Here is a 14471-nt window from a genome sequence, read left to right on the forward strand (position 1 = left end):
GCCCCGCCGCCGGCGGGGCCTTCGCCGTACCCACGGCAGGCACCACCACCCAGGAAATCCATCCCAAGGAGTCATCCATGGCAGGCAACAACTCGTCCGAGATCCGCGTCGCCGGTACCGGCCGCATCCTCGTCGCGAACCTCAACGCCCCTCTCCCGGAGGCGTTCTCCGACGACCCGGCGGCCGACTGGGGTTCGGAGTGGACCGACCTCGGCTACACCTCCACGGACGGGGTGACCTTCTCCAAGAAGGACAAGCTGGACCCGGTCGAGACGTGGCAGTCGATCAGCCCGGCCCGGTTCGTCTACGCGGACCGCGACCTGACGCTGAAGTTCTCGATGCTGCAGTTCAACGAGGACACGCTGCCCTTCTTCCTGGGCGGCTCCGGGGGCGACTTCCGCAGGGGCGCGGAAGGCTCGAACACCGTCCAGTTCGACGTGCCGGACGGCCCGACCTTCGACGAGCGCGCCCTCGGCCTGGAGTTCACCGACGGCACGGCGGTCACCTACCGCTTCGTCATCCCGCGCGGCCAGGTGACGGCCACCGACGACATCAAGCTGGCCCGCAAGGCCGCCGCGATGCTCGGTGTCACCTTCACCGCCCTCTCCCCGGGTGAGGGCCAGGCACTCGCCACCTTCGTCATGAAGGACGCCGCCTACGCGGTGCCGGCCGGCGCCTGATCCCCCGCCGGGCGGGGCCGGTCCACCCCGGTCCCGCCCGGCACCCCGCCCCACCACCACACAAGGAGACTTCCCACCCATGGCCTCATTCGACGTCAACGCCGCACGCGCCCAGCGCATGGAGGCACTCGGCCGCTCCTGGTCCTTCGACCTGGACGACGACACCTTCGAACTGCCCACCGAACTCGGCCGCAACACCGCCAAGGCCCTGCGCGGCCTCGACGACAACGACGTCGACGGGCTGTTGAAACTCCTGCTGGGCGAGGAGCAGTTCGCGCGCTTCGAGCAGCACGACATCACCATGCAGGACATCGCCGCGATCCTGGAGGCGTACGGCAAGGAGACCGGGCTCGGCCTGGGGGAAGGCTGAGCCTCGACGCGTTCGCCGAAGAACACGCCGAGGCGCTCGAAGCCGACCTGCTGAGGCACTACGGCGTGGACCTGCTCGACTGGTACCGCGGCCGGCTGACCTCACGCCGGCTCGCGGTGCTGGTCAAGCACATGCCACGCGACAGCGCCATAGCCCAGGAACTCCACGGTGACGGCGCCGAATGGAAGGTGGGCGACTACCTCCTGGCCGCGGCCGTGGACCACCTCGCCGCCGCCAACTGGATGTTCGCCTCCGTCAACACGGACGAGGACTCCGATCCGCCGGAGCCGCCGGTCCCGGTGCCGAGGCCGGGTGACGGCGACGGGCCCGCGGAACCGTCCGTGGAGGATTCCCCGCCGCCCGGAGGGCCCTCACGCGCGGAACTCATGCATTTCTTTTCCTGAAGGCCGCGCGGACCATCAGCGGGCCCCGCTTCACCAGGTGAGAAAAATTCCCACGACGGCCCCCGCCCACAGCGTCCCCATGACAACCGTCAGCGCAGTGTCGTAGCCCACCCTGTTGCCGACTTCGAATGACAGCATCGAGCGCTCCGGATTCTTCCGGTCATAGGTGACTTCTACGAGGTCACCTATCTCCACAGGCGCGACGGAATACCGCGAAGAGCGAACCGACAGGTCCTCCCTGCCCCCCGCGGAATATGTGCAGATCGCACCCACATAACCGCCACTGGGCCAGTAGTGGTTCACGCATTCACCCTCCACCCGCGCCCCGGTGGATTCGAGCCGCCGCGCCTTGCGCAGGGCGTAGAGGTTGGTGACCAGCACCAGGGACGTGGCACAGACCATGACAACGAGAAATATTCTCACCGCGAGCACGGAGGACCTCCCGGAACAAGGACGCAAAAGGTTTCGCCGAAGACGCCGGCGGCCGCACCGGAGTGAATCCGGGTGGCCGGGCCTCGACGCGTTCGCCGGAGAACCCGCAGAGGCGGCCCGAAGTCGGCCTGTTGCGGTGTCACGGTCTGGACCTGATCAGCCGACACCGCGGCCGGCCGATCAGGACGACGACGTCGGCCCCCGGCCAGGAGGGCCGTCCTCCCGGCTCGCTCACGCGAGGGCGACGACGAAAAGGCATCCGGTCAGCACTCCGCCGGCCAGCGCCACACACGACTCGGTGACGAACAGAACCCAGTGGAACTTCTCGGCACGCGTTTCGGGTACCAGGGTCCCACCTCGCATCCGGCTGAGAGCGAGGCCCCTTTCCCGCAAGAGTCGCTTCCGCTTCTTTTTCGATTGAGGCAGTTCTTCGAGTACCCAGAATTTACCTTTCGCCCACGCCGCTGTACCACCCTCGAAGAAACCCTTGAAGAAACCCTTGGCCAGGATGGCGAACACCCAGAACGGGATAACAGCGATCAGCCCGGCCAACACGGACCACGCGACACTGTCTGCAGAAAACACGTCCCATGCGAAAACCCACACAAGACCTGCGGACCCGTACAGCAGGGAAACCCCGCTGAACACTCCTACCGGCCCCGACCACCCGGCGCTTCTGTCCAGGAGACCGAAAACCAGGATGCCGGCCATGAAGACGGGGGCGCCGAGGCCGAGCAGCGCCGTTTCCCCCTCGCAGAGGCCGGTGGACCGATAGCCGCAGTTCACGAGGTCATCCGCCCGGTTGAAAAATTCGATGAGGAGCGTGACCCCGCAGAACTGGAGAAAAACCGCACCGACCACCAATACATGACGGAGCGGCAAAATACCGCCCGAAGCATTCCCTGTCACACCCATTTCGACTGAATCGCTCACTCGGCTGACGGTACCAGAGGAGGGCAAGGAACGCGATGAGCAGTCCCGAAGAACAGATAAAACAGATAAAAGAAGATCTGGCGGCGCAGGATTCGCGCCTCACCACCCAGATCCAACGAAAACTAGACAAAGATAAATTCTCCTTCCTCGCCGAGAAGGACGAGAAGAAGAGGGAGGCAGAAAAAGGGGAGAAAGCGACCTTCGAGGCTTCCCTGAAGGCGATGATCGCCAAAGAGGTCGAAGAGGCCGGAAAATCCACCTGGACTCCCGACACGCGTCTGTACAAGACCCCGGAGTTCATGGGCATCGTAACCGCTCTGACGGCGGCCGCACTGGGGGCCACCTTTGCGTCCATCGGACTGACCTTCGTCAAGTACGACTTCGCATTTTTCGATCTGACCGAGAAGATCAACCGCAACTTCGCGCGTATAGCCAACCTCGCCACGGGGCGCAAGCAGTGGCAGAACCAGTTCCGCACCAACCAGCACAATGCGGAGCTGGAACTGAACCGGAAGTTCCACGACCTCGACCACCGGCTCTCCCGCCGGATCAAGGAAGTCGCGAAGAAACTCAACAAGAGGATCGACGGGCTGGACAAACGAGTGGCCGAGAACACCCGGGCGCGCCGGAACACCCGCGACCAAGTGAGGTCACGCGTCCCGGCTTCGCCCGGAACCATACCGTCCAGTCGCACCGCCGCGGCCGAACTCAACGAATTGCACACGCGGATCGACCAACTGGTCGCGGCCATCGGATGAGCCGGGCACATCACACTCCCCTGCCGAGAAAGAGGTGGATACATGTCCCTGGTGCGATCACTCGGGAAAGCGACGACTTCTCTCAACAACTTCAAAGGCGCCACCCAGGGGGCCGAAAGGGCGGCGAGTGGCCTCCAGGGCAAGGTCAACGCCGGTGACCGCGGACTCAAAAATCTCAAGACCTCCGCCCAGGGCTCCGCCCGCGAGCTCACCGGCATCCAGCGCGCCGCCGACAAGGCCGAGCGCTCGATGGCCAAGGCCGGCAAGACCGGTCAGAAGAGCGGCACCCAGGTCGGGAAGTTCAAGTCCGGGGCCGACAAGGCGTCCAAGGGCATGAAGGGGCTCAACAAGTCGATGAAGGGCAACCTCGTCGGCCAGTTGCTGTCCCTGCTCGCCCCGCTGGTCGAGAAGGTGGTCGAGATGGCCACCCGCTCGAAGACCATGCAGAAGGTCCTCAAGGTCGCCTTCGACGCCATCAAGAAGGTCATCAGCTCGGTCATGAAGGTCGTCGGGCCGATCATGAAGAAGGCCGGCGAGCTGATCAAGAAGGTCTGGGACGGCATCAAGAAGGCGATCACCGTCGTCATCAAGGCCGTCGCCAAGGTCATCACGACCTACTTCAACGCCTGGAAGAAGATCATCACGACGGTGATGAACGCCGTCAAGAAGGTCATCTCCAGCGTCTGGAACGGCATCAAGAAGGTCATCTCACCGGTCGTCAACTGGATCCGCGACGTCATCCCCAAGGCCTTCAGCAAGGTCAAGGAGAAGCTGTCCAGCATCTGGGGCGGGCTGAAGGGCATCGCGGGCCGGGCCTTCGACAAGATCAAGGGGGCGGTGAAGGGCCCGATCAACTCCGTGATCCGGCTCATCAACTCCGCGATCGACAAGCTCAACCGCATCAAGGTCTCGATCCCGGGCTGGGTCCCGGGCGTCGGCGGCAAGACCTTCGGCATCAGCCTGCCGAAGATCCCGCAGCTGGCGGCCGGCGGCATCGTGGCACCGCGCAACGGCGGTGTGCACGCCATCGTCGCCGAGGCCGGTGAGGCCGAGGCCGTGCTGCCGCTGTCCAAGCTGGACCGGCTGCTGCGGCACACCGCCCGCCGGGCCAGGGCCGACTCGGTCAACGCCACGGCCGGAGCGGTGGCCGGCTTCCAGATCGAGAACTACTACGAGGCGTCCACGGCCGACCTCCAGGAGACGGCCACCGCCCTGCTGTTCCTGTCCAAGGCGCGCGGATGAGCGCCATGGCCCTCCGGCCCGGTACGGACCCGCTCGCGGGGGTCGCCGGAGCGCTGGGTTCCTTCCGCGGGCAGCTCACCGGCGCCTCACGGGCCATACGCACCGCCGCGCAGAACATCGGCCGGGCCGGAACAGCCGCCGGCCGGATCAAGGGCTCCGCCGCCGCGGCCGGCACCCAGCTCCGGCAGCTCAGAACCGGTGCGGACAAGGCCGGGAAGTCCCTCACCAAGACGGGCAGGACCGCCGGCCGGACGGCGACCCAGCTGCGTACCGGCTCCTCCAAGGCCCGTGCCACCGTCGCACCGCTCACCTCCGTCGCCACCGAGGGCGCCGCCTTCAGCGGCCTCGCCGGCACGCTCGGCAAGGGCTCGGGCACGGTGTCCAAGCTGATGGGGCTCTTCGGCGGCGCGCTCACCGTCGCCTCCGGTGCGATGACCGCCGTCAACGTCGCCATGCGCGCCAACCCGCTCGGGTTCGTCCTCGGCCTGGTCGCCCCGCTCGTCGGCTACCTCATCGAGTACGCGCTCAACTCGCAGACCGGCCAGAAGATCGTGAAGCAGGTCTTCGACCAGGTCCTCAAGGTGTTCCAGACCATCTCCAAGTTCCTGGGACCCGTCCTCAAGGCGTACGCCACCGTGATCTCGGCCTACTTCAAGGCCGCGTTCGCGGTCGTCACCGCGGTCCTGAACGTCGTGGGCGCCGTCCTGTCCAAGGGCTTCAACGGCACCCGGTCCGCCGTCACCTCCGCCACCGACGCCGTGACCGGCCTCATCCGCCGGGCCTGGAGCGGCTTCCGCACGGTCATCCAGCCCGTCCTGGACTGGATCACCCGGAAGATCCCCGACATGTTCACCCGGGTCAAGGACGCCATGTCCAAGACCCTGGACGGCATCGGCCGCTTCGTCAGCACCGGCATGCAGGGCGTCATGGCCGCCGTCACCGGGCCGGTCAAGGCGCTGATCTCCTTCGCCAACTGGGTCATCGACGGCCTCAACAAGCTCAGCTTCAACTTCTTCGGAAAGAAGTTCGGAGTCGACCTTCCCAAGATCCCCCAGCTCGCCGAGGGCGGCGTCGTCCAGCCCGCCGGGCCGGCCGGCGCCCCGTCCGTGCTGCCGCTGTCCGCGCTCAGCCGGCTGCGCCCCGCCGAGGCCGCGCCACGCACGAGCGGCCCCACCGGTCCGACGGACCGCTCCCGGCTGCGCGCCTACCACGCCGCCGAGGGCAACGGGCCGCTCGCCGTCGCCACCGACCTGCTGTTCCTGCACGGAGCGGCGGCATGAGCACCCCACCGCCCCACGACTGAAGCGAGGTGACGGCCCCTCATGGCCGAGACCACAACCCCATACGCCCAGGAGGCCGCACCCGGCTCACTGATCACCCGCGACGGGCAGATCCAGTGGGCCGGACTGCTGATGGGCCCCGGTACGCCGTACGAGATCGACCGCACCGGTATCACCGGCTGGGACGACCTGCCGGTCCTCGACACCGGGGACATCACCCGCCCCGACCAGCACGGCGCCTGGCCCGGTGCCCGCTGGGCACAGCCCCGGCTCGTCGGCGCGTCCGTCTGGCTGCTGCCCCGGACCGCCGGGCAGATCCCCGGCGTCCTCGCCGCCTTCCGCTCCGCCACCGGCGCCGACGGCGGCGAGCAGTGGCTGGCCGTGCGGCTGCACGGCGAGACGCTGGCCGTACGGGCCCGGGTCAGCCGCCGTGTCGTACCGCAGGACCGGTCCTTCGTGGTGCACGGCGCCTCCAAGGCCAGCCTCCAGTGGACCGCCACCGACCCGCGCCGGTTCGGGTCGGTCCTGCGGGAAACGCGGGCCACGCTGCCCGTCATGGAGCCGGGCCTGGACTGGCCGGCCGAGCCCGGGGCCGCCGGGATGGGACTGGAGTGGCCCCTGGAATGGGGGGCGACCGGTGCCGCGGGCACCTGCACCGCCGTCAACGGCGGCGCGGCTGCGGCCCATCCGGTGATCGAGTTCCGCGGCCCGCTGCGCCGCCCGACACTGACCCGGCTCCGCGACGGCCGGCGGCTCCAGTACGACATCGTGCTGGGCCCCCAGGACGTGCTGACGGTGGACACCGAGTCCGGCACGGTGCTGCTCAACGCCACCGCTTCCCGGCTCTACACCGCGTCCCCCGCCTCGGTGCCCGAGCAGCTGTTCCAGCTGGCCCCGGGCAGTACGGAGCTCGCCTTCCGCTCCGACGACGCCACCCCCGACCCCCGGGCCTCCGCCACCCTGCGCTGGCGCGACGCCCACTGGTGACCTCGCGGGTCACGACCGACACCCCCATCACTTCTCAGGAGGACAACATGCCCGTACGCAGTGCCTGGCTCGTCAACCGCACCGAGACCGAGACCGGTCAGTCCCGGGCCGACACCCGGCTCTCCCCCGTCGGCACCATGGCCCCCAACGGGGCGCTGACCACCACCAGCGGGGTGATCCCGGGCTCCACCGGCGGCGAGTACCTGATGTCGGCCCTCTACGTCTTCGGCGAGAACGCCGGGATGAGGGCCACCGTCTCGCCGGGCCGCGCGGTGATCCAGGGCCGCGAGCCGGCCGGCGCCTACCCGGTCGTCCTCACCGACTACACCGAGGTGACCTTCGACGACGGGGACGCCACCAACCCGCGTATCGACCTGGTGGTCCTGCGCGTGCACGACGCCCAGTCCGACGGCGGGAACCGTACGGAGGCCGTCCTGGAGGTCCTCGTGGGCAAGCCGGGCGCCACCCCCGAGCCGCCGCAGGTCCCGGAGGCCTCGCTGCCGCTCGCCCGGGTCACCGTGCCCGCGGGCGCCTCGGTGGGCACCGGCGGCATCCCCTGGGCGGACGCGGTGTACGACCTGCGGGTGTCGACGGTCGCCGTCGGCGGCATCCTCGCCGACTCCTGGAACCGCGACACACCCGGCGGCTACCCGGGCCAGTACCGCGACACCTCCAGCGCCCTCCAGCGCTGGGACGGGACCCGCTGGGCGAGCTACCCCCGCGAGACCGGCGGCATCGCCCCGCAGGACGCCCTCGCGGCGGGCGAGTACACCGGCCAGTACCGCGACGAGGCCGGGCGGCTCCAGCGCTGGGACGGCACCGTCTGGCGGCCGGCCGTCCCGTCCTCCGCGTTCGCGTTCAACAACGACGGCGGCTACTGCTCCACCACCGCCTGGGTCGAGGCGGTGGACGACACGAAGGGGCCCACGCTCATCGCCACCTTCACCGCACCGGTGTCGGGCGCGGTCCTGGTGACCGTCGGATTCATGGGCAACACCGGGATCGACAACAGGTGGTCACGGATGAGCGCCACCATCCGCAAGGAGAGCACCCTGGTCCTGGAGCCCCACGAGACCCGCTCCGCGATCGTCTCGTCCAAGGTCCTCACCTCGGTGTCCACCACGTTCCCCGTCACCGGGCTCCAGCCCGGCACGGTCTACACGGCCGTCTCCGCCTACTCCTCGTCGGCGACCGACAACAAGGGCTGGTACGACAACCGTTTCGTCCGCGTCGACCCGTTCGTGTGAGGCAGCAGATGACCCCGTCCGTCACCACGCCCGTCTACCGGGCGCTCTTCTGCGACCTGCGCACCGACCGCCTGCTGGACGTGCTGCCGCTCACGGAGACCAAGTTCGACGACTACATAGGCAAGCCCGGGTCGCTCACCGCCAACGTCCCCCTGCCCGGGGGCGCGCTGGCGGCCCGGGCGCGGGCCGCGCTCCAGCCCGGCCGCACCGCGGTCTGGCTGGAGCGCGACGGTGACATCTGGTGGGGCGGGATCCTGTGGACCTGCACACCGGTCGCCGACGAACAGGGCCGGATCCAGGTGCAGTTCCAGGCCGGCACGTTCGACTCGTACCTGGACCACCGCATCCTCTCCGACAGCCTGGCGGGCACCGGCACGGACCAGTTCGACATCGTCCGCGACCTGATCACCCACACCCAGGAACAGCCCGGCGGAGACATCGGCATCAGCCCGGGACACGGCCGGTCCGGGGTGGTCCGGGACTACGCCTACGCCTATTCCGCGCTCGCCCGCATCCGTGAACTGATCGACAAACTGGGTCAGTTGAGCGACGGGTTCGAGTGGCGCATCCACTGCTACCGGGACTCCGAGGGCCGGCGGGTCAAGCGCCTCCAGCTCGGCCACCCGAAGATCCGTACCGGGCACAGCGACATCGTGCTGGACCACCCCGGCCAGGTCCTCACCTACAGCCTGCCGACGGACTCCACCGTGCAGGCCAACGTCTGGGTCGCCCGGGGCGACTCCGACAACACCGACCAGTCCCAGGAGTCCCAGCCGCTCACCGTCAGGGAGGTCTCCCCGGGCGACCTGGAGGCCGGCTGGCCCCGGCTGGAGCTCACCTCCGACCACAGCGGTGTCACGGACGAGGCGACCCTGCGCTCGCTGGCCCGCGCCGAACTGGTCCGGCAGAACCGCCCCGAGGTCATCCCGGAGCTGACCGTGCTGCTGGACGGCCGGATCACCCCGGCCCTCCTCGGGGCCCGCATCCGGCTGCGGATCCACGACCTGTGGCACCACGAGGGGCTCGACGCCGCCTACCGGATCGTCGGTATCGCCGTCACCCCGCCCCAGCGCACCAAGGCCGAGACCGCCGTCCTCTACCTGGAAGGAGCGTGACCCCGTGGCGATCATCCCCACCGATCTCCTCGACCGCATCCGTTCGCTGGAACGCCAGGTCAGGGAGCTGATGGGCAGCGCCAACACCACACCGGCGCTGAACCAGATCATGGGCGGCGAGGTCGTCATCGGCGACCAGGGCCGGCTGCGCGTACGCACCTCCGGCGACGAGGACCTGCTCTACCTGGGACGCGTCCAGCCGGACCGCGGCGAGGACGACCCGCAGCAGGGCTTCGTCGTACGCCGCGACGACGGCTCCCTCGCCCTGACCGTCTGGACGGCGTCCCCGGACACCCTGCCCGTCCAGCCGGTGCAGATCCTCGACCGCCGGGGCAACGTGGTCGTCGCCGACGACGCCGTCCAGGGCGGCCTGGCCCGCCCCTACATCCCGTACCCGCTGCCCGGCCCGGCCGGGGCAGCGCGCTGGGAGTCCACCGGATCGACCGAATGGACCACGCTCTACCAGGGCCCGGGCATCGTCCAGCACCCCCGGCTGCACTGCGTGGTCGCCGCCGAGGGCAGTACGGGCGCCGAGGTGCGGCTGTGTGTCGACGGCGTCCCGCTCGGCGGGACGGGCGGACCGGGCGGCGGCCTGACGGTCACCGAGCGGCTGCCCGCCGCCTTCGGCACCGCGGTCTCCTTCGAGATCCAGGCCAGGGTCGCGGCCGCCGGCGACACCCTGCGCTGCCGTCCGCTCGCCCTGTACGGCATCCAGTCCTGACGCACCGCCGCGCCGGACGGCCACCCACCAACCACCGAGGAGGGCACCCGAGTGCTGCCTGAAAACATTCCCACCGTCACCGTCACCGCCCGCTACATGACCCCCGACGGCCGCCCGATGAGCGGCACCGTCGAGTTCCGGCCCCCGGCGCTCCTCACCCACGCCGAGGAGGACCTCTTCCTGGGCGGACCGACCCGGGCCACCCTCGACGCGGAGGGCAGGATCAGCGTCGTCCTGCCCGCCACCGACGCCCCGGGCTGGAACCCCGCCACGTGGACGTACACCGTCACGGAGAAACTCGCCGGCCTCGCCCGCGGCGGACGCGCCTACCAGATCGTGCTGGCGTCGGACGTCCCCGCCGTGGACCTCGCCGACATCGCCCCGGCCGATCCGAACACCCCGCAGTACGTGGCCGTACCGGGGCCGGCGGGACCCGTCGGCGCACCCGGCCCCCAGGGCCCCGCCGGACCGGCCGGAGCGGTGCACTCCGTCAACGGACACACCGAGGCCGACATCGTCCTGGGCGCGGCGGACGTCTCGGCCCTCGCCTCCTCGGCGGCGGGCGCGCCCGGCGGGGTCGCCACCCTCGGCCCGGACGGGCTGGTACCGGCCGCCCAGCTGCCCGCGGGCGGCGGCGCCGTCGCCTCCGTCAACGGGCAGACCGGCGAGGTCCTGCTGACCGCGAACGACCTGGGCGCGCTGACCCAGGCGGCGGGCGACGCCCGCTACCTGCCGCTCGGCGGCGCCCCGGTCACCTCGGTCAACGGCCTCATCGGCGAGGTCGCCCTCTCCGCGTCGGACGTGTCCGCGGTACCGGCGGGCGAGGGGGTCCTGCGCACCGGGGCCCAGGAGATCGACGGTGCCAAGACCTTCCTCGTCCCGCCGTCCACCACGGCCGCCCCCACCACCGACGACCAGCTGACCCGGCGCGGCTACGTGGACGCGGTCTCGGCGGCCGGCACCTGGACCCCCTCCTCGATGGGGTTCCGCGGCTGGGCGTTCGACCCGGCGGCGGGGGCCGCCCCCACCCCCCAGTACTGCATCAACGGCTGGGTGTACCTGATCGGCATCCCGCTGCACGCCCCCGCCACCGTCAAGAACGTGGTGTTCTACGTCCCGGGCTACGTCGGCGGAACCCTCAGCACCTCCTCCTACGCGGGCCTCTACACCGACGCCGGCACCCGGGTCGGGGTGACCGCCAACCTCACCACCCTGATCCCCAAGACCGAGGGCGTGACCGTGGTCTGCCCGCTGTCGGCCGCGTACAGCGCGAAGGCGGGCAACTACTGGATCGGGCTCGTCGTCAACGGGCCCAGCCCCAACTCCAACGGCCCCGCCTTCCTGCGCGGCGCCCATGTGGGTGAGACGCCGGGCGGCAGCGCCCGGATGCCGGGCAAGTTCGTCCGCCACGGCCGGCTGAGCACCACCGGCCAGACCTCGCTGCCCACCTCCTTCGCGCTCGACAAGGTGATGGACGACTCCAACGCGATCTGGGCAGCACTCTCCTGACGCACCCGTGCGAGGGGCCCCGCACCACCCGGTGCGGGGCCCCTGCCGTACCCGTGTGCGCCGTACCGAAAGGAACCACATCCATGGCCACCCCCCTGACCGCCGACCAGCTGCTCGCCGCGCTGCACGCCGAAGGCGTCACCGTCGTCGAGTACGCGGACTGGCGCACCCACAACCGCAACCACAAGGGCGCCTGGGGCCCCGTGAACGGCGTGATGATCCACCACACCGTCAGCAGCGGCACCGACGCGTCCGTGGAGCTCTGCTACAACGGCTACGCCGCGCTGCCGGGCCCGCTCTGCCACGGCGTCATCGACAAGTCCGGCACCGTCCACCTGGTCGGCAACGGCCGCGCCAACCACGCGGGGGGCGGCGACCCGGCCGTGCTCCAGCGGGTGATCGCGGAGGACTACGGCGACCGCCCGCCCGCCCCGCACGAACACGAGGGCAGCGCCGGCGCGGTCGACGGCAACGCCCGCTTCTACGGATTCGAGTGCGTCAACCTCGGCGACGGCGAGGACCCCTGGCCGGCCGCCCAGCTCGACGCGATCGAACGCGTGTCGGCGGCGATCTGCCGGGCCCACGGCTGGACCGCGCGCAGCGTCATCGGCCACCTGGAGTGGTCCGACTGGAAGGTCGACCCGCGCGGCTTCACCATGCCCTCCCTGCGGAACCTCATCGCCACCCGGCTCGGCGCCCCGGCGAGCGGCGCCTCCACGGGCAAGCAGGCCGGCACGGCCCCCGCCCCCCGCTACCAGCCGTTCCCCGGTGCCTCCTTCTTCACCGGCCGCACCAGCTCCCCCGTCATCACCGCCATGGGCCGCCGGCTCGTCGCCGAGGGCTGCTCGTCCTACGCCGTCGGGCCGGGCCCCCGCTGGTCCGACGCGGACCGCCGTTCGTACGCCGCCTGGCAGCGCAAGCTGGGTTTCCGGGGCGGCGACGCCGACGGCGTACCCGGCCGGACCTCCTGGAACGCCCTCAAGGTCCCCTACGCGAAGTGAGGAACCCCCAGCCATGTCCGACGCCGCCCGCCGGACCGCCCGCACCGTGGTCCAGACCGCTCTCTCCCTTGCCGTGCTCCTGCCCGCGCTTGTCGACGCGGCCGGGCTCCCGGCGGCCCTGCCCTGGGTCGCCGGGACCCTGGCCGTCGCGGGGGCGCTGACCCGGGTGATGGCCGTGCCCGGGGTGCAGGCGCTGCTCCCCGGGTGGCTCCGCACCGGACCGCCCGGAAGCACGAACACCGGAACCGCCCATGAATGAGACCGACCCGAACAACCCGGTCGCCGTCGCCCTGGAGCTGGAACGCCTGCGCGGCTCGCTGGAGGCCGGGTTCGCCCGTGCCGACGGCCAGCTGGCGCTGCTCGTCCAGCGCAGCGACCAGACCGACAAACAGCTGGCGGACCACGAGAACCGCCTCGACACACTGGAACGCTCCCGGTGGCCGCTGGCGAGCATCGGCGCGCTCACCGCGACCGTCGGCCTCGCCGTCGTCCTCTGGGAGACCGTCGTGCGCTGAGTCCGCCCCCGTCCGGCGGCGGACCGGGGCGAGGAGCGTCCCGGCGAGCGGCACACCGGGGCACGGCGTTCCGGCGGCGACGACCGGTGGTCCGTGGTCCCGCGCCACGGCGGGACCACGGATCACCGGAAAACCAACCCCCCCGGCGTGACGGATCGTTAGGATTCCCCTCGCGTGCCCCTGGGCGCGGGGCCCCAGCGTCACCGTCCCCCACGCCCCGGACCACGCGCGGCCCCCACACCTCCAGCCGTTCTCCCGTCATCCAGGAGCACCACGTGCAGGTCGTGTACCGTCCCGTCATCGCCGCCCTCGCCACCGCGGGAGCGCTGCTGCTCAGCTCCGGCTGCGGGACCGAGACGTCGGACGACGGGGCAGCCCCGCCGCCCGGCCCCTCGGCCGCCTCATCGGTGGCGGCCGACGCCGGGGAGGGCCCGAGCGCCACACCCTCCGCTTCCGCCCCGGCCTCTCCCTCCGTGTCCGCGAGCGCCTCCGCCTCGGCTTCCGCCTCCGCCTCCGCCTCGAAGAAGCCCGGACCGGCCGGTTCCTCCCGCACCTCCCCGAAACCGGGAGCGAAGGAGGAACCCGCCCCCGCAGCCCAGGAGAAGGCCCCCGCCCCGTCCTTCCCGGTTCCCGTCTCCGTCGGCGACTCCACCCAGGTGATCACCGTCGACGCCAGTGGCTCGTACGCCACCGTGACCGCCTGGCAGAAGGGCTCCTCCGGCTGGAAGCCGCAGTTCTCCACCACGGCCGGCCGCGTCGGCTCGAACGGGGTGACCAACGGGTCCACCCGGAAGCAGAACACCTCCACCACCCCCTCGGGCACCTACACGCTCACCGAGGGCTTCGGCGTCCAGGCCGGCGGCACCTCCATGCCGTACACCGTCGTCAACAGCAGCCACTGGTGGGTCCAGGACCCCGAGTCGAAGTTCTACAACTCGATGCACACCGAGGCCGGCGCCGACTTCCCGCTGACCGAGAAGGGCGAGAGGGGCAGCGAACACCTGGTCAACTACCCGACCCAGTACGCCAAGGCCCTCGTCATCGACTACAACCGGTGGCCCGCCGTGCCCGGCCGGGGAGCCGGGATCTTCCTGCACGTCAACGGCAGCGGGGCCACCGCCGGCTGCGTCTCCGTGCCGCGCGCGACGATGGACCGGATCATGGCCTGGATCAGCCCCTCCGCCCACCCGCGGATCGCCATCGGCTGAACCGGCACGGCCGGGCAGGCGGCCGGGCCACGGCACACAGAAGGGCGCCCACCCCGTACACCACGGGAT

The 14471-nt window shown here is 70.6% G+C and carries 17 protein-coding genes; 15 read left to right on the top strand and 2 right to left on the bottom strand.

The window, feature by feature from the left end; genetic code table 11:
• Positions 1-77 precede the first annotated feature (77 nt).
• The 3 genes from CP967_RS13450 (at position 78) to CP967_RS13460 (ending at position 1454) form a co-directional block, all read left to right on the top strand.
• The gene (locus CP967_RS13450) at positions 78-680 is read left to right on the top strand and encodes a phage tail tube protein (RefSeq protein WP_150488216.1); all 603 of its coding nucleotides are present in this window, start codon (positions 78-80) and stop codon (positions 678-680) included.
• 79 nt (positions 681-759) lie between these two features.
• Complete coding sequence (locus CP967_RS13455; RefSeq protein ID WP_150488217.1) at positions 760-1050, top strand: hypothetical protein; 291 nt, start codon at positions 760-762, stop codon at positions 1048-1050.
• Positions 1051-1115: 65 nt separating this feature from the next.
• The gene (locus CP967_RS13460) at positions 1116-1454 is read left to right on the top strand and encodes a hypothetical protein (protein ID WP_150488218.1); all 339 of its coding nucleotides are present in this window, start codon (positions 1116-1118) and stop codon (positions 1452-1454) included.
• 30 nt (positions 1455-1484) lie between these two features.
• Here CP967_RS13460 and CP967_RS13465 read toward each other — a convergent pair whose 3' ends face one another.
• Positions 1485-1886 carry a DUF3592 domain-containing protein gene (locus CP967_RS13465; protein ID WP_150488219.1) on the bottom strand — a complete coding sequence of 134 codons (402 nt, stop codon included), beginning with the start codon at positions 1884-1886 and terminating at the stop codon, positions 1485-1487.
• Positions 1887-2117: 231 nt separating this feature from the next.
• Positions 2118-2819 (bottom strand): hypothetical protein, encoded by a 702-nt coding sequence (locus CP967_RS13470; RefSeq protein WP_150488220.1) that lies wholly within the window; start codon positions 2817-2819, stop codon positions 2118-2120.
• Positions 2820-2854: 35 nt separating this feature from the next.
• Between CP967_RS13470 and CP967_RS13475 the strand changes: the two genes are divergently transcribed.
• The 12 genes from CP967_RS13475 (at position 2855) to CP967_RS13530 (ending at position 14402) form a co-directional block, all read left to right on the top strand.
• Positions 2855-3577: a hypothetical protein gene (locus CP967_RS13475; RefSeq protein WP_150488221.1), complete on the top strand. Its 723-nt coding sequence runs from the start codon at positions 2855-2857 to the stop codon at positions 3575-3577.
• Between the two features lie 42 nt (positions 3578-3619).
• Entirely contained in the window at positions 3620-4819 is a 1200-nt protein-coding gene (locus CP967_RS13480) for a phage tail protein (RefSeq protein ID WP_150488222.1), read from the top strand.
• Positions 4816-6099 carry a phage tail family protein gene (locus tag CP967_RS13485; protein ID WP_150488223.1) on the top strand — a complete coding sequence of 428 codons (1284 nt, stop codon included), beginning with the start codon at positions 4816-4818 and terminating at the stop codon, positions 6097-6099. Before CP967_RS13480 ends, CP967_RS13485 begins: the two co-directional genes overlap by 4 nt.
• A 42-nt stretch (positions 6100-6141) precedes the next feature.
• Positions 6142-7086 carry a phage distal tail protein gene (locus tag CP967_RS13490; RefSeq protein ID WP_150488224.1) on the top strand — a complete coding sequence of 315 codons (945 nt, stop codon included), beginning with the start codon at positions 6142-6144 and terminating at the stop codon, positions 7084-7086.
• A 47-nt stretch (positions 7087-7133) separates the two neighbouring features.
• Complete coding sequence (locus tag CP967_RS13495; protein ID WP_150488225.1) at positions 7134-8333, top strand: hypothetical protein; 1200 nt, start codon at positions 7134-7136, stop codon at positions 8331-8333.
• An 8-nt stretch (positions 8334-8341) separates the two neighbouring features.
• A complete protein-coding gene (locus tag CP967_RS13500; RefSeq protein WP_150491832.1) occupies positions 8342-9448 on the top strand; it encodes a hypothetical protein in 1107 nt (368 codons plus the stop codon).
• 4 nt (positions 9449-9452) lie between these two features.
• Positions 9453-10169: a hypothetical protein gene (locus tag CP967_RS13505; protein ID WP_150488226.1), complete on the top strand. Its 717-nt coding sequence runs from the start codon at positions 9453-9455 to the stop codon at positions 10167-10169.
• Positions 10170-10220: 51 nt separating this feature from the next.
• Positions 10221-11678, top strand: a complete 1458-nt coding sequence (locus CP967_RS13510; protein WP_150488227.1) for a phage tail protein — start codon at positions 10221-10223, stop codon at positions 11676-11678.
• Between the two features lie 83 nt (positions 11679-11761).
• Positions 11762-12679 (top strand): peptidoglycan-binding protein, encoded by a 918-nt coding sequence (locus tag CP967_RS13515; protein ID WP_150488228.1) that lies wholly within the window; start codon positions 11762-11764, stop codon positions 12677-12679.
• Between the two features lie 13 nt (positions 12680-12692).
• Positions 12693-12938, top strand: coding sequence for a hypothetical protein (locus tag CP967_RS13520; protein WP_150488229.1), 246 nt, complete (start codon positions 12693-12695; stop codon positions 12936-12938).
• The gene (locus CP967_RS13525; protein ID WP_150488230.1) at positions 12931-13194 is read left to right on the top strand and encodes a hypothetical protein; all 264 of its coding nucleotides are present in this window, start codon (positions 12931-12933) and stop codon (positions 13192-13194) included. The genes CP967_RS13520 and CP967_RS13525 overlap by 8 nt, the downstream gene beginning before the upstream one ends.
• A 275-nt stretch (positions 13195-13469) precedes the next feature.
• Positions 13470-14402: a L,D-transpeptidase family protein gene (locus CP967_RS13530; RefSeq protein WP_229888507.1), complete on the top strand. Its 933-nt coding sequence runs from the start codon at positions 13470-13472 to the stop codon at positions 14400-14402.
• The last annotated feature ends 69 nt before the right edge of the window (positions 14403-14471 follow it).

The sequence above is a fragment of the Streptomyces nitrosporeus genome, from assembly GCF_008704555.1.
Taxonomy (GTDB): domain Bacteria; phylum Actinomycetota; class Actinomycetes; order Streptomycetales; family Streptomycetaceae; genus Streptomyces; species Streptomyces nitrosporeus.

Coding starts and splice junctions, on each gene's coding strand:
- CP967_RS13450 (WP_150488216.1), top strand. CDS start 78: ATGGCAGGCAACAACTCGTCCGAGATCCGCGTCGCCGGTACCGGCCGC.
- CP967_RS13455 (WP_150488217.1), top strand. CDS start 760: ATGGCCTCATTCGACGTCAACGCCGCACGCGCCCAGCGCATGGAGGCA.
- CP967_RS13475 (WP_150488221.1), top strand. CDS start 2,855: ATGAGCAGTCCCGAAGAACAGATAAAACAGATAAAAGAAGATCTGGCG.
- CP967_RS13480 (WP_150488222.1), top strand. CDS start 3,620: ATGTCCCTGGTGCGATCACTCGGGAAAGCGACGACTTCTCTCAACAAC.
- CP967_RS13485 (WP_150488223.1), top strand. CDS start 4,816: ATGAGCGCCATGGCCCTCCGGCCCGGTACGGACCCGCTCGCGGGGGTC.
- CP967_RS13490 (WP_150488224.1), top strand. CDS start 6,142: ATGGCCGAGACCACAACCCCATACGCCCAGGAGGCCGCACCCGGCTCA.
- CP967_RS13495 (WP_150488225.1), top strand. CDS start 7,134: ATGCCCGTACGCAGTGCCTGGCTCGTCAACCGCACCGAGACCGAGACC.
- CP967_RS13500 (WP_150491832.1), top strand. CDS start 8,342: ATGACCCCGTCCGTCACCACGCCCGTCTACCGGGCGCTCTTCTGCGAC.
- CP967_RS13515 (WP_150488228.1), top strand. CDS start 11,762: ATGGCCACCCCCCTGACCGCCGACCAGCTGCTCGCCGCGCTGCACGCC.
- CP967_RS13520 (WP_150488229.1), top strand. CDS start 12,693: ATGTCCGACGCCGCCCGCCGGACCGCCCGCACCGTGGTCCAGACCGCT.
- CP967_RS13525 (WP_150488230.1), top strand. CDS start 12,931: ATGAATGAGACCGACCCGAACAACCCGGTCGCCGTCGCCCTGGAGCTG.